At 64.0% G+C, this 13,431-nt stretch carries 16 protein-coding genes; 11 read left to right on the top strand and 5 right to left on the bottom strand.

The genetic code is table 11. From position 1 onward, the window contains the following. Positions 1 to 35: 35 nt before the first annotated feature. Together PKE72_RS15660 and PKE72_RS15655 are read left to right on the top strand one after the other, a co-directional pair. Entirely contained in the window at positions 36 to 2,648 is a 2,613-nt protein-coding gene (locus PKE72_RS15660; RefSeq protein WP_271166297.1) for a putative toxin, read from the top strand. 5 nt (positions 2,649 to 2,653) lie between these two features. Then, positions 2,654 to 3,442 carry a hypothetical protein gene (locus PKE72_RS15655; protein ID WP_271166296.1) on the top strand — a complete coding sequence of 263 codons (789 nt, stop codon included), beginning with the start codon at positions 2,654 to 2,656 and terminating at the stop codon, positions 3,440 to 3,442. 56 nt (positions 3,443 to 3,498) lie between these two features. Here the strand turns inward: PKE72_RS15655 and PKE72_RS15650 are convergent, their stop codons facing one another. Further along, on the bottom strand, positions 3,499 to 3,675 hold the full coding sequence (locus tag PKE72_RS15650) for a hypothetical protein (protein WP_271166295.1): 177 nt from the start codon (positions 3,673 to 3,675) through the stop codon (positions 3,499 to 3,501). A 15-nt stretch (positions 3,676 to 3,690) separates the two neighbouring features. Between PKE72_RS15650 and PKE72_RS15645 the strand changes: the two genes are divergently transcribed. Beyond that, positions 3,691 to 4,230, top strand: coding sequence for a zincin-like metallopeptidase toxin domain-containing protein (locus PKE72_RS15645; RefSeq protein ID WP_271166294.1), 540 nt, complete (start codon positions 3,691 to 3,693; stop codon positions 4,228 to 4,230). Then, positions 4,227 to 4,451, top strand: a complete 225-nt coding sequence (locus PKE72_RS15640; protein WP_271166293.1) for a hypothetical protein — start codon at positions 4,227 to 4,229, stop codon at positions 4,449 to 4,451. Before PKE72_RS15645 ends, PKE72_RS15640 begins: the two co-directional genes overlap by 4 nt. 569 nt (positions 4,452 to 5,020) lie before the next feature. Here the strand turns inward: PKE72_RS15640 and PKE72_RS15635 are convergent. Further along, the gene (locus tag PKE72_RS15635) at positions 5,021 to 6,175 is read right to left on the bottom strand and encodes an FAD-dependent oxidoreductase (RefSeq protein WP_271166292.1); all 1,155 of its coding nucleotides are present in this window, start codon (positions 6,173 to 6,175) and stop codon (positions 5,021 to 5,023) included. A 111-nt stretch (positions 6,176 to 6,286) separates the two neighbouring features. Then, positions 6,287 to 8,200: a hypothetical protein gene (locus PKE72_RS15630; RefSeq protein WP_271166291.1), complete on the bottom strand. Its 1,914-nt coding sequence runs from the start codon at positions 8,198 to 8,200 to the stop codon at positions 6,287 to 6,289. A 202-nt stretch (positions 8,201 to 8,402) separates the two neighbouring features. Here PKE72_RS15630 and PKE72_RS15625 point away from each other — a divergent pair, with 202 nt between their 5' ends. After that, positions 8,403 to 8,591: a hypothetical protein gene (locus tag PKE72_RS15625; protein WP_271166290.1), complete on the top strand. Its 189-nt coding sequence runs from the start codon at positions 8,403 to 8,405 to the stop codon at positions 8,589 to 8,591. 307 nt (positions 8,592 to 8,898) lie between these two features. On the opposite strand, the gene PKE72_RS15620 is transcribed toward PKE72_RS15625, so the two are convergent. Further along, positions 8,899 to 9,312 (bottom strand): hypothetical protein, encoded by a 414-nt coding sequence (locus PKE72_RS15620; RefSeq protein ID WP_271166289.1) that lies wholly within the window; start codon positions 9,310 to 9,312, stop codon positions 8,899 to 8,901. Between PKE72_RS15620 and PKE72_RS15615 the strand changes: the two genes are divergently transcribed. Genes PKE72_RS15615 through PKE72_RS17480 form a run of 5 tightly spaced genes read left to right on the top strand, consistent with a single transcriptional unit; the run spans position 9,203 to position 11,192 of the window. Next, on the top strand, positions 9,203 to 9,655 hold the full coding sequence (locus PKE72_RS15615; protein WP_309298352.1) for a TraB/TrbI/VirB10 family type IV secretion system protein: 453 nt from the start codon (positions 9,203 to 9,205) through the stop codon (positions 9,653 to 9,655). The two genes, PKE72_RS15620 and PKE72_RS15615, sit on opposite strands and share 110 nt — an antisense overlap. Continuing rightward, complete coding sequence (locus PKE72_RS15610; protein ID WP_271166633.1) at positions 9,652 to 10,035, top strand: S26 family signal peptidase; 384 nt, start codon at positions 9,652 to 9,654, stop codon at positions 10,033 to 10,035. Before PKE72_RS15615 ends, PKE72_RS15610 begins: the two co-directional genes overlap by 4 nt. After that, positions 9,942 to 10,337 (top strand): lytic transglycosylase domain-containing protein, encoded by a 396-nt coding sequence (locus PKE72_RS15605; RefSeq protein ID WP_271166623.1) that lies wholly within the window; start codon positions 9,942 to 9,944, stop codon positions 10,335 to 10,337. Before PKE72_RS15610 ends, PKE72_RS15605 begins: the two co-directional genes overlap by 94 nt. Beyond that, on the top strand, positions 10,331 to 10,582 hold the full coding sequence (locus tag PKE72_RS15600; RefSeq protein ID WP_271166288.1) for a hypothetical protein: 252 nt from the start codon (positions 10,331 to 10,333) through the stop codon (positions 10,580 to 10,582). Before PKE72_RS15605 ends, PKE72_RS15600 begins: the two co-directional genes overlap by 7 nt. Then, positions 10,467 to 11,192: a helix-turn-helix transcriptional regulator gene (locus tag PKE72_RS17480; protein WP_309298348.1), complete on the top strand. Its 726-nt coding sequence runs from the start codon at positions 10,467 to 10,469 to the stop codon at positions 11,190 to 11,192. The genes PKE72_RS15600 and PKE72_RS17480 overlap by 116 nt, the downstream gene beginning before the upstream one ends. On the opposite strand, the gene PKE72_RS15590 is transcribed toward PKE72_RS17480, so the two are convergent. Beyond that, positions 11,189 to 11,338, bottom strand: coding sequence for a hypothetical protein (locus tag PKE72_RS15590; protein ID WP_271166287.1), 150 nt, complete (start codon positions 11,336 to 11,338; stop codon positions 11,189 to 11,191). The two genes, PKE72_RS17480 and PKE72_RS15590, sit on opposite strands and share 4 nt — an antisense overlap. 320 nt (positions 11,339 to 11,658) lie before the next feature. Here PKE72_RS15590 and PKE72_RS15585 point away from each other — a divergent pair, with 320 nt between their 5' ends. Beyond that, complete coding sequence (locus PKE72_RS15585) at positions 11,659 to 13,290, top strand: Na+/H+ antiporter (RefSeq protein ID WP_271166286.1); 1,632 nt, start codon at positions 11,659 to 11,661, stop codon at positions 13,288 to 13,290. The last annotated feature ends 141 nt before the right edge of the window (positions 13,291 to 13,431 follow it).

The following is a 13,431-nucleotide window of genomic DNA, read 5'->3' as shown; positions in this document are numbered from 1 at the left end:
CTGGGCGGTTCGACGCGGCGAATCCGACCGCCCAGATGACCTACAGCTACACCTGGTGGGACGACGCCCGTCAGGCCCAGCTGAAGTTCGACACCAATACGGCGACCACCTCGGACGCGATCCAGACCTCGACCTTCGCCTATGACGTCAATGGGCGTCTGACCTATGTGAACATCCAGGACGGCCGGCCGCGCAACGTCACCTTCATCACCGACGTCAACGGCCAGGTGCTGCGTCGCACCGAGGCGGACAACAATGCGTCGCTGTCCGATCCGAAGGACGTCTATTATTATTTCGGCGGCGTCAGGGTCGGAGAGGTGACGAACAACCCCGGCTGGGGCGACGGCTACGCCTGGGCCGTCAGCCGACGCACGTTGAAACCGTCGAGCACGTCCACCCCCTTCATCACCGGCAACGCCGCCGGGGTGGCGACGGACTTCGGTCAGGCTTATGAATCTCTGACCCCCGGCTCGGTCCGAAACGGCGCCTCAGCCTATACGGTGCGCGACGGCGACACCCTTCAGGGGATTGCGGCGGCGGTCTGGGGCGACGCCTCGCTGTGGTACATGATCGCCGAGGCCAATGGTCTGACCTCGGCCAACCCGTTGGTCGCGGGCCAGACCCTGTCGATCCCCGGCAAGGTCGCCAATGTCCACAACACCGCCGACACCTTCCGCCCCTATGACCCCAACAAGGCCATGGGCGATGTCTCGCCCACCCAGCCCAAACCCGTCGCCAACGCCGGCAAGAAGGGCTGTGGCGTTGTGGGGCAGATCATCGCCGTGGTTATCGCCGTGGTGGTGACCTACGTCAGTCAGGGGGCCATGGGCGAGAAGATGGCGGCCATGGTCTCCAGCGTGATGGGCGCGGGCAAGGCTGCAACAGCGGTCGCAGCGACGGTGACGGCCGCCGCCTCCGCTGCGGCGGGCTCGACGGCGGGCCAGGCCTTCCTGGTCGCCACGGGCGCTCAGGACAACATCAACTGGAAGCAGGTGGGCATCAGCGCCCTGACCGCCGGCGTGAACCAAGGGGTCGGCGGCCTGAACAGCGTCAACAACACCCTGAGTAAGATTCCGGGACCAACCTGGGTGCAGGAAGGTGTGCGCGGCGCCGGCTTGAACGCCCTGACCCAGGGGGTGTCCGTGGCCGTGGGCTTGCAGGACCGGTTCGACTGGACCGGGGTGGCGGTCGCGGGCGTGGTCCGAGGCGTGGGCTCGACGGTCTCGAACGCCCTTCCCCCAGCCGCCGCCTTCTCCCGCCAGGGTCTGGTCAACAGCATGGTGTCGGGCACGGTTTCGGCCGTCGCCGGCGCGGGCGTCCGCTCGCTGATCGCAGGGACCAGCTTTGGCGACAATCTGCAATCCGTCCTGCCGGATGTGATCGGGCAGACGATCGGGAATATGGTGGCGGGGGGGATTCAAGAGGCCCAACAGGCGGCTCAGCGGTCGCGATATCTCAGGGATGAAACGGAAGCCCTGATCGATCGGCCTGAATTTCAGGATACGCCGATCGAACAGCGTCGGCATGCAGCAGGCAGCCTCGCCAACAACGACGAGATGCAAGGCAGACGCTATGGTGAAACGGCGGGCGTTCTGAACGCGGACGGCTATTCCACCCTAGCGGAGAGTTCCCGTCTGGCGCTGAGTCCAGATGCCTTACCCGGCGAGCGCCTGACCGGTCTTGCAAATCATCTCTATCACGTCAACGGCCTGTCGGAGGACGAGGTTCGCTTCGTGGTGAACGACTTCGCCAAATCCGACCTGATGGACGTTCCCTATACTGAAGGCGTTGTCGAGTTCGCCGACAACCGCTGGGTCGTTAAAGCGCCCTCCGCGTTCGGCGAAGGCTGGATCGACGAGGACGGTCAGTCCCACCTCCCGGACGTCCTGGTCGAGATGCGCAAGCTCGGCACCGTTTACGGCATGCCGTTGACGGACGGTGTCGTCAGCAATGCAGGCGGCGTGGTGCATCGGGTTCAGCAGACAATTCAGGAGAATCCAGCCCTTGGCTACGGCCTGATGGCGATTGATGTCCTGACGGGCCCCACGACGTTCGTGGTCAGCGGCGCCATTGAGGCGTCTCCGGTCGGCGCCTTCGTCGAAAGGAAGGTCGGCGAGGTCCGCGACTATTTCACCGGGCTGTACGAAGGCGTCAGCTACGACGCGACCACATCCCGCAACGGCGGCACCGGCACCCTGACCCTGGGCATGCTGGCCGCCGGTCTGGGCGCGCGCCGGACCTTGCGGGCGCTGGATATCCAGATGCCAATGCAGCGTGGCCGCACGTTCGAGCGCAACGCTATCCAGAGCATGCTCGGCCATATCGGGGTCGGCAAAAACACCCGCCTGATCCCGGTGACCATGCCCGACGGCACGGTCGTGCGCACCATACCCGACGCGTTCGGTCGCTCCATGGGCGTGGTCGAGTTCAAGGATGTCGCGGAGATAGGCAGTTCGCGGCAACTAAGAGCACAGTTGGAGTACGCAGAGCAGAATCGTATGCCGTTCAATCTGGTCGTCAGCCCCAATACACGTCACATTAGCCAGCCGCTGCTGCGTGACATTAGTGCCGTGAACGAGCGGTTTGGCGGCGGTGTCTATCGCTATGATCCTGCAATTGACACCCTGACTGACTGGCCTTCTAGGTAACAACCATGACCAAGCCCACTGCACTTATAGCCATCGACACCTCGACTGATCTCGCTACGCCATTGGCCGGACGCATTTTCATTGATGAACTGTGCCGGGAGCCGAAGCTAACGCCCGAACTGGTTTCATGGGACGAGAAATTCAAGGATCCGTTCATCAGCCCCGAACATTTTCTGGAGAAATGGTGGGCTCAGATCGCGGTCATGCGAGCCGAAGGCGAACCGCCATTCGAATTTTATTGGGGGCCCCATTGGAAGCGAAAGTCCAAACTGGCCAGCCGAGGCTATGTGAAATACGCGAAGACAAATAAGTTCGGCGATAGAATTCCAGGCACATTTTGGTTTCAATCCCGCTGGGAGCGGTCCGTCAACTTCGATCAGGTCTTCGACCGATGGGCTAGTCTAGCCCGTGCTAATGTCGGCATGCTGCATCTGTTTGGCGAGGCGGAAAATCCCGTGGCACCGACTGCGGCTGAGTCGCGCTTCCAAAGCGGTTCCTTCGGCGGCCCCTTGAACCCCGGCATCCCCAACATCGGCTGGGCGATGGCCTATGGCGAAGGCTATGCCCACGAGGTGGACGTGGACCGGATCCGCGCCCATGGCTTCCCGGTCGAGGTTCGCGACGGCGTGGTCGTCATCCGGGTGACGGAACAGCTTTCGGACGTAGCCGATGACTTTCCCCGCTTCTCCCGTCGCCGCGCCGAACTGAAATCTCTCTTTCGACCAGACTTGTTCTGGATCAAAGACGAACCGAAGCCCGTTCTAACTGTCATGCATGAACTGCGCCCGACATAGGCGATTTCGATGAAGGGAACTCCGCCGGTGCGATCGCCAGGCAGATCGTCAGAGGCTTAAATCCGATCTCTGACGTTCGAGGCTTTAGCGCCGCCGTCGTCCATGTTGCGCAAGGGCGACAGGGAGCCGGGGGCGATCTGGCTGCGTCGGGCATCGGCTTCATTCCCATCGCCGGCGATTTCGCCAAGCCGCTCATCAAACATAGCGACGAGATATTCGACGTAACGCGGCATGCGGGCGGAGCCGTCGTGCGCGACCTCAAGGCAGAGGTTGAATCACTTAACGCCATGGGTCGTGCACAGCGCGAGGCGGCGAACCGCGTCCCCTCTGGCCAAACTGCCAGGATGCGGGAACTTCTTGAAGCGAACGCCGCTCGTAGGGCTGGTGCCGCAAAGGGGACAACTGACTTTATTGAAGGTCGCCTTGGCGATGCGCTTTACGACACGACTAAGCTCGGTCGCTTGGAGGGCTATCTCGGCAGGCGCGGCGTGACTTTGCAGGTTGGCGACGAGTTCATTCCGCTCGGAAAAGCGGGCGGCTTCGACGCCGTGAATGGACGCTTGGCTCTTAGGAGCAATCCCACTGAATATGAGGTTTGGCACGAGCTAAATCACTTCATTCAGTATCCAAAGCTCGGGCAGGAAGCGTATTCTGCCTACGGGCGGATTGCCGTGGAGCAGTATGTGTTTGACGCGCTAGAGAACTCGCCAAAGAGGTGGGGTGCACTTACACCTGAACAGCGAACGCACGCTGTCGACGATATCTACGCCGTGGGAGGGATACGATGACCGAAGACGAAGCCCGCGCCGCAGCGGACAGTCTCTTGGAGACCATGGGCAAGAAGGGTCACAGGATGGCCTTCGTGGAAGGAAAGGGGAGCACCCGGTATCCCGGCGAATGGAACGTGATCTATGATCTTTTCAGCCCTCAGGGGACGTTGATCGACGGTCCAATCGTCGTCATCGTCGATGAAAGCAGTGCTGAGGCGCGCTTGATGGAAGGCCCGTGATTTAGCGGCTGCTCTGTTGCCGCAGAGAGTGTTCCCCTCACCAACGGACCTAGGCTGCTTCCCGGCGAGGGTATGGTCGGGACCTATGACGACCTGATCGCAGCGGGCGTTAAGGGCGATGACATCACCCCGCATCACATTCCGTCAGCGAACCGAATGGCGCTCGAAGGAGTGTCGAAGGGCGACGGAATTGCGATAAACATGGAGCAACCATTCCCAGGTGTGGGCGGTCGCCATCGAGCCACTTTCACCTATGGGACGAAGGCTGATATCAATATGACCGCTCGCGACGCCTTGGCCGCTACTGCACGGATCGACGACCTCGATTATGGTCAGATCTGTCCGATAATTCCGGGGCAGGTCAGTCCGGGAGAAAATCTAGTCTTTGGACTGGTGGCTTACAGGGGAGGGGGACCTCTGACCTGTAGATCGACATTGACCGCTTTAGATCGTTGTCGACCTTCCCAACGTCCGCTCTCGGGGGTGGGCTCAACAGGTTGCTCCGCCAAACGTGTGACACAGCGCGGCCTAATCGACGCCTTTGCTCTGAGTTTGGTCTTGGGACGACACTAGAGCATGTCTCGCGCGGTTATCCGGCGCGTGCCACTGAGCCAAGTCGGGGCGGGCAGGGCACCCTGGAAGACGGCGCGCACGATCTTGACGATCAACTGGCCCTTCTCGGTGTCGGTCAGATGTGTGTCGACCGCGCCTTCGGGCTCCCATGAACCGCCGACGACCAGATGGTCGCGTCGAGGAAAGAGATAGCCGATCCCACTGTAAAGGTAGGGCAAGTTCCGCTGGGGCGGCAGCATGGCTAGGACGCCCTTCTGACCGGTCAGCGCCGGATCTGCCCAGACGTTTCGCGACCCGAGGCCGAGGCAGTTTATGATCGTCGGCTCCGGCAAGGCCAGGACCTGTTCCGGGCTATTGAACGAACGCGTCTGGAACGCCACGCCAGCGCTCCGCAGATCGCGATGCATCCGGCCCAGATAGACAGGAGGTTCCACTAGAAGCGTCGGATAGCGCCACCCACCGCGGGTGACGCGCTCGAATGGGAGCCGGAGCATGCGTTCGGCGGGCGCGGCCCCTGAAAGCTCTGCGTATTCGAGCTCGTCAGAACTTTCAAAGGTGTAGTTGTCCCTTGGCGTCACCCCGTATCGGTCGCTCGCCGCCACGAACGCTTGGTATGAATTTCTCAGGATACGAAGGTATTTGGCGCGATCATCGTGGTCGACCACCGATGGTGCCCACTGACCGCCAGCGACGTCTGAGGTGGTATTGGGGCTTATTGCTCTTGAATATAGGGTCACGTCCATGCTGGCCTTCTTGAGGGCGGTGGCAACCGCCATTCCCATGACCCCGGCGCCCAGAATGGCGACCCGCCTGTCCGGCAGGGCGGCGCGGTTGGCCGTCACGATCGACAGAACCTCCGCCGCACAGCCTTGGCTCATCGTGATCCCGCCGCCGCCGTGCCCGTAGTTGTGCACCACGAATTTGGTGCCGATGACTTCCGGCTCAAGACGGTAACTTCCGCGCCGATGGGGGCGTTCCCCGCTTCGCACGGTGATCGGAACCCGATCGGGCAGTGGGAAGATCGGACTGGGAAGGATTAAACGTGCGGGTCCTCTTGCGGGCAAGGACCCCGTCTGGGCGAAGCCCGGCGTCGGCGCGAGCCAGGCGGCAGCCAAGCCCGCTGCCAGTTGACGTCTGTCGAAATGCGCCATGGAATACCCTTTGTGAGATGGCCGCACTGAGGACGGCCGTGGGACCTTACGATAGGGTCGAGGCTGGTGAGGGACAGGTCGGAGCCGACGCCTACGCGAAGCCTAGACCGCTCAGGTCGAGCCGGAGACGGACGCCGCGATGGGAGACGCCGGTGCCGGGGTGGCGGGTGGAGTGATCGCGGGAGGGACGGCAGACGCGGGCGCTGGGGTAGAAGCGGGAGGTTGAGGTAAAAGCGGGCATCCGGCGGGGTAGGCGGTACGCATGGATTGGACCAATCCGTCCGTCAGGGGCTGGATCACGAGCCCGGACACAATCGGTGCGGCACCGGCTGATCGGGGATCAAACTGGAAAACCCCGGCGTAACGCTGCAAGCCATCCTCGGACACCATAACGGCGACCATGGTGCGCTTCAGCTCGCCTGCTCCCACCGGGGTAAAGGGCTGGTCTGACACATCGACCGTGTCCTGTGCGGTGGGCAGGCTGCACCCGATTGCTGAAAAGTGCGTGCGCATCAGGGCTGCGAAGGTCGCAGGAGACAGGCTCTGGTTTCTGGGCGCGTCCGCCAGCAGCGAGAGTTCGTTATTGACCGGAATCTGGGGGGCCAGATTGTTTGTCAGAACGGTCGAGGCTGCGGTCGCAGTTCCGGCGATGCTGGCGAAGTGAAGCAGGTCGGCGACGGCCGCGCGGTCAGCGGGCCCGACAGGGAGTTTCTGAGGGGGAATCGCTGGCATGTCGACGCCGAGTTTGGAAACCTCCCTCCCGACTTGGCCCATGCATGGCCGAGAAAGCGCCTGATCGCGTCGCATCGGATCCGGAGCATCGCTGCCGTACTGTTGGTGACGTTTGGCCAGCGCCAGTAGGATGACATGGGCGTCTTGGCGTGACAGGCCGAGCTCCGGCTTTTGCAGCCGTCCTGAAAGCACCTTGCAGCGCTCTTCAAGTAGATCGAGCGAGGGCGCCTGCTGGTAACTTGAGATGGCGGCGGCAACGTCCGGGGCGAGCGCAAAGATCTTGTTGAGCGTGTCGCGCTCCGCCCTGGCGTTCAGGAGGGGGGCCTCAAGGATGTCGGGCGAATCCACAATGCGTTGGACCTCGCCGAGCGCCTTGGCCTGGGCGAAACTGGAGGATCGCTGGTCAAAGATCGACGCGACCGTAACCATCATGATGTCGGCGTAGGGATAGGCAGTGTCGGTCTTAACGAAGTTGCGGAAGCGGTACTGGGAAGCGCCCGCACGATGCCCGAAGTCAGGATTTTCCTCGGTCGGCAGGGAATAGCCGGTGAAGACTCTGACGATCCGTCCCGCGTCCTCCTCAGAGGGATTGAACATTTCGCTGACGCGAGAGCCCATGCTCGCCTCGACGTCCGCTCGGTAGGTCCGCGAGCCAAACCCAGCGAGAGAGGCCGCCAAGGGCGCGGGCAATCCCGCGATTGTGCCTGCCGAGGTTCCTACGGTCGAGATCCGTGTGATCGCCTCGTCGGAGACCGAGTTGGTGTACCAGCGCCGCACCCGTGCGGCGAAGATCGGTGATCCCGAGGTCAGGCTCGCCATGGGCGACAATGCGGCACCGTTGCGAGCGTCGGGCTGACAGTTCTTGAACTTCTTCGGGATCACGACTTGGTTGAAGATTATGTCAGACAGGGCGCTCTCATCAGACGCGGCCTCGGCGTCGGCGCCCAGGAAAACCCGGACGCCCATCCCGCTGATGGTGTTCTCACCAAGGAAGCGCCGCCAGGCGTCTGACGCGACGCCCCCGATCGATTGGCTGGCCGCCTGCAAACTGTTGAACCCACGGGGTCTCTGCCGGCAAAGATCGGTGGAGGCGTCCTGATTGAACCGGGCGACCCGGAGCCTGACGTAACCGGCGTCGGAGGGGGCGAACGTCGAAATCGCCGTGCCGGTCACAGCCGATCGTTCAACGACGAACACCCTGCGGGCGAAATCCGCCTGTTGCGCGAGCGAAGATGTTCCGCTGGCTAGCAGTGCGACTGTCAGGCTCACCGCTGATGTAAGTCTGATTTTCATAGGCGCGCCCCCGCAATGAGTGGTTACTGAAAACTTAAAACGTAGGCGTTTCAAATTGGGATAGCAGTGATATACATTCTGCCCGTGGGGGCGCCGTTAGGCCGGACGGTGGCAGGGGCGCGCTGCACTGGCCCGAAAGTAACTCATCTCAGGGGTGTAGATGTCATTTTGCCGATTGAAATAGACCCACTGGAAATCTATTGTGCTCGTGAATATTCATGAGACGTTGGTCAGCGGCCTGTTCAGGCCGGTCATCCGCGAGATTTCGGATCGCCTCAGTCTGTTGCCGGTGTCCTATTTGAACGACGAATTGGTCAAGGCCCTGAGCGGACCGATCCTGACCCTGGCGGCCAATCACCAGATCGCGGCCAACGAGAAGCCGTCACGTTAGCCCGGCACCGTGAAGCCTGCCACGACAGAAGCCCCAAGCAAATCGGGCATTCACAGTAGCGCTCCGGCTTGCAATCCTTTCCTGTCGGCAAGCTGCAACGCCTCAGCGTAGTGATTTTGACGAGGATGTCGGCTTTTCAGCCGCAACTGAATGTCTTTTCCTGGCGCGTTTCTGATGAGCGTCTCGACGCTTTATTGGGGAAGCGAACCCAAGCCCCGCAAATGACGGGGGAGGGATGACCAGTTTTGACTCTCAGGCGGCATTCGGAACGTCGGCTTTCGGACCGAGCATTGTGCAGAACCGACCATTACTTATGGCAGATCACGCAGCCCGCCGACGCCTCGTCGATCCCATACAGGGAATCGACATCAGATTCTTGCCCGGTCTGCGCCGACAGCGGATTGCGCTTGCGTGCGGCCCGCGCCCGTTCTTGCCTCCGTTGGAAGTCAGACTGGATTTGCGCCATGCGGTCTTCCCGCGACAGCTCCTCCAAGCTTTCCCCTTGGCTCCAGGTGAACGGCGAGCCGTTGGCCGCGGCCGTCTTCTCGTAGGCTGCGGCGTCGGCGAAGGCATCGGGGTGTTCTTTCAACAGCCGGAACGTCTTCGACACGATCTCGGGACGACATCTTCTCCTGCCCCAGGGCGCGCGTCTGATCGGCGCGGCTGAAGGCGAGAGCCGATACGGCGACCGTCGGGCCTTCATCGCCTGGGAACGGATCATCCTGCCCAACGGCAAGAGCCTGTTGCTGGACGCAGAGGCGGGCGTCGACGCCCAGGGCGCCGTCGGGGTCCGTGGACGGGTCGAGCGCAGACTGTTGCCCCTGGCGCTGGGAACCCTGTTCGGCGGGGCGGTCACCGCCCTGGGACAAGCGGCGCGGGACAGCGAGCGCGGCGGCGGCCTGCTGGGCGACGCCGGAGACGCCGCCGCGATCGAGGGCGCGCAGGTCGGCGGCCGGCTTGTGGACCGCGAGCTGAACGTCCGCCCCAGCATCCGACTGGACGCCGGGGCCCCGGTGCGGGTCATGATCACCCGCGACCTCGTTCTGGAGCCCTATCAGCCATGAGCGCGCATCCCGTCTTCCTGAGGCGTTGGGCGGCGCCGTCGGCCTGGATCGGCCTGATCGCCGGCCTGGGGCTCGGCGCGGATCGGGCGCCGACCCTGGCCTTGATCAACGAAAGTCCGAGCCTGCCGCGCGGTCTGTATGTCCGGGAGTTCGCGGGGCGAGCGTCGCCGGGCGCGGTCGTCGCCGTGCCGCAACCGGATGTGGCGCGCGCCTATCTCGGCGATCTGGGCATGCCTGCGACCGTCCTGCTCATCAAGCGGGTCGCCGCTCGCGGAGGGGATCGCGTCTGTCGGGACGGGGGACGGGTCTTCACGCCGTCGTCATTGTCGAAAGCGCCTATCGACCCGAGGCCTGCTCGATCGCCGGCGCCTGCGGCCTGACCCAGCTGATGCCGGGCACGGCAGCCGATCTTCAGGTTCGGGATCGTTTGGCGCCGGAGGAGAACCTGCGCGGCGGCGCGGCCTATCTGGCGCAGCAACTCGTCCGGTTCGGCGACGTGCGGCTGGCTCTGGCCGCCTACAACGCCGGACCCGCCCGGGTCGCGCGGCTCGGACGGATTCCCGACATCGCCGAGACCCGCCAGTATGTCGCGAGCGTTCTGGACTGCTACCTCGCCCTGGCGGCGGGACGCCGGGTGCTCACCGTCCGACAATGCCGGCCTCAGGGAGGCTCCGAATGGTGACGGAACCCCCGTTTTCGGCGGTCGACGAAGGCGCGCTCCTGACGCGCGCCGAGGCCTCCGCCTTCCTGGCGCAGCGCGGCATCCGTCTCAAGCCGGCCACGCTGGCGCGGCTCTGGTCGACCCGGTCGGATGGACCTCCGTGTCGCCACATCCGGTCGAAACCGTACTATCCCCGCAATCTGCTCGAAGCCTGGGCGGCGGCGCAGATATCGGGTCTGCGCACCGGCGCCCCGGCTGCGGCCTAGAGCCGGCGCCGTGGCTGAGCGCCGGCCGACCCGATCCGACGTCCCCGACCTCTTCTCCGGCTATCCGGAGGCGGCGAGGGGGCGTCTCGTGACGGGGGTGATCCTGGATCGCGCGGAGTCGACGCCGGTTCCGCCTCCAAGAGGGCGGATGACCCCGATCCGGTCGAGCGGCGATGGCGTCGAGCCCGGCGGCCCGGATGACCGGCTTCTGCTCTGGCCGGAGGTTCGAAAACTGGTCGGCGTCAGCCGAACGACGGCGTGGCGCATGCAGAGGGCCGGGCTGTTTCCCTGGCCGATACCCGTCTCTCCGGGCCGGGTCGGCTGGTGGGAGAGCGAACTGAACGCCTGGAAGCGGGCGAGACGATGCGCCGAACCGATGACAGGTCGAGCGAGCGGCGGCGAGCGGCGGTTCAACCCGCCGAGCGCGCCGCGTTTGCCGGGCATGCCGCGGACCATCCGGGAAAGCGCTCCGTCGCGAACGCCGCCGCCAGCGCCGCCTAGCGCGCCGGCCGTTTCGCCGCCGGCGCGTCCGCCGCCCGCCGCTTCGGCGCGCATCCCGCGACGGCGTTCGCGTGGCCCGGATCCGGCCCAGACGGACTTCGGCTTCTAGTCTTCGTCCTCGCCGCCGCCCTTGCCATAGCGTTCGGCCGGTACGGCGAGCGCCTTTTCTGCGTGCAGCGGCTCAACCCGTTTCATCAGATTGGGGTCCAGTGTCGGAAGACCCCAGGTCCGGGTCGCCGTGCGGATGCCCGCCATGGCTTCGGGGTGAGAGGATAGGCGAAGATCCGATCCGTCATCTCGATCACCAGAGTTTTCATCGCAGGATCGCGGATGCGGCTTATCGGCGTCGATGGCGTTTCGCTGAACGGGGCCGCCGCTTTGGGGGCGAAGACGCCGGACGCGGCCCGCCCGAGCCTGGGCGGGCAGGATCTGTTGAAAGGGCGAAACGGCCAGTCGACAGTGAGACAGCTCAACGGGGCTCGCCTTTGCCTCGTCGCGATCAGGCTTGTGTCTTATCGGCATTGATCTTTAGCTAGGCCTGTCACCCGACCCTCTGGACAATCCGAGATTTCGATTTGGAAGCCGTATCGATCACCCTTTTCCTGCTGCTTGCGGTGGTCGTCAGCGGCGTGGTGACGAGAATGCTTCCCGTGTCGATCCCTGCGCCTCTGGTGCAGATCGCGCTGGGCGCTGTCATCGGCCTGTCTACGTCGTATCGTGTCGTTCTGGATCCTGAGCTCTTTCTGCTCTTGTTTCTTCCGCCTCTGCTGTTCCTCGACGGCTGGCGTATTCCCAAGGACGAGTTGCGGCAGGATCTGTCCACGGTCGTGGAGCTGGCCCTCGGCCTGGTGCTGCTGACCGTGATCGGCATGGGCTATTTCATTCATTGGATGATACCCGCCATGCCGTTGCCGGTCGCCTTCGCCTTGGCGGCGGTGGTGTCGCCGACCGACCCGATCGCGGTGTCGGCGATCGCGGCGCGTGTTCCGATCCCGAAGCGTATGATGCACATCCTGGAGGGCGAATCTCTGCTCAATGATGCATCCGGCCTCGTGTGCCTGCGCTTCGCCATTGCAGCCGCGCTTACCGGCGGATTTTCCGCAGGGGCGGCCGCTCTCAACTTCTTGTGGGTCGCGGGGGCGGGGCTGGCGACGGGCGTGGTCGTCACCTTGGCCGCGACGCGCGCCAAGGCGTGGATATCCCGTCGCTGGGGCGAAGATGCGGGTGCGCAGATTCTTGTCAGTCTGTTGATCCCGTTCGGCGCCTATCTGCTGGCCGAACACATCCACGCATCGGGCATACTCGCGGCGGTCAGCGCGGGCGTCGCCATGACTTTTGCAGAACTGTCCCGCGGGGGCCTGGCTGAAACGCGGATGCAGCGCAATTCGGTATGGGACACAATCCAGTTCGCGCTCAACGGCGTCATCTTCGTCCTCCTGGGCGAGCAACTGCCGGCGATCCTCAGCGACGCGCCGCAAACCGTCGCGCAGACCGGACATAGTTCGGTCTGGTGGCTGGCGGTCTATGTGCTGGCCATCGTGGGCGGCTTGGGCCTTCTGCGCTTCGTCTGGGTCTGGGCGTCGCTGCACCTGACGATCCTAAGGGGGCGCGCGGGCTCGGGCCTTGCCCGCCGAGCCCGCCTGCGCGTCGTCGCCGCCACCTCCTTCGCAGGCGTGCGAGGCGTCGTCACGCTCGCAGGCGTTCTTACCCTGCCGCTGACCCTGATCGATGGAACACCCTTTCCAGCGCGTGACCTGGCCATCTGTCTCGCTGCAGGCGTGATCATCGTCTCGCTGGTTTTAGCCACGTTCGTTCTTCCGCTCCTGCTCGAGGGACTGACCATGCCGCCCGAACCCTCGGACCTGGCGCTGGAAAACGCCGCTCGACTCGCGATCGCCGAGGCTGCGATCCGGGCGATCAGTCAGCGCCAGCAGGCCTTGATCGATGACCCGGGCGCCCCCGGCGTCTCCATAGCGGCGGGCGAACGTGTGATGGCGCTCTATCGAGAGCGCATCGAAGGCCTGACCGGTTCAGACGGGCTCACCATTCAGGCTCAGGACGTGCTCATGACCGAGTTTAGACTGATCGGCGTGCGGGCCGAGCGGACAAAGCTGGTCGAGCTCGCCCGCAGCCGCCAGATCGGCAGCGGGATAGGCCGCAAGCTGGGACGGGAGCTTGATCTTCTGGAGGCGCATTATATGGGCTGAAGCCGTGGCTCTGACGCACGGCGCACCAGTTCCACCGCCTGGGCGGAGGGGGCGCTCAGCAGACATGGCTTCCCCGTCGCCGACGGTGCGCCAGTCACGCCCGCGACTTGACCCGCAGACTTTTAAATGGACGTTTGATGG

This window comes from Brevundimonas intermedia, from assembly GCF_027922165.1.
Taxonomy (GTDB): domain Bacteria; phylum Pseudomonadota; class Alphaproteobacteria; order Caulobacterales; family Caulobacteraceae; genus Brevundimonas; species Brevundimonas intermedia.
Note: the sequence above shows the minus strand (reverse complement) of the source record. Positions and strands in the feature narration are given on the sequence as shown.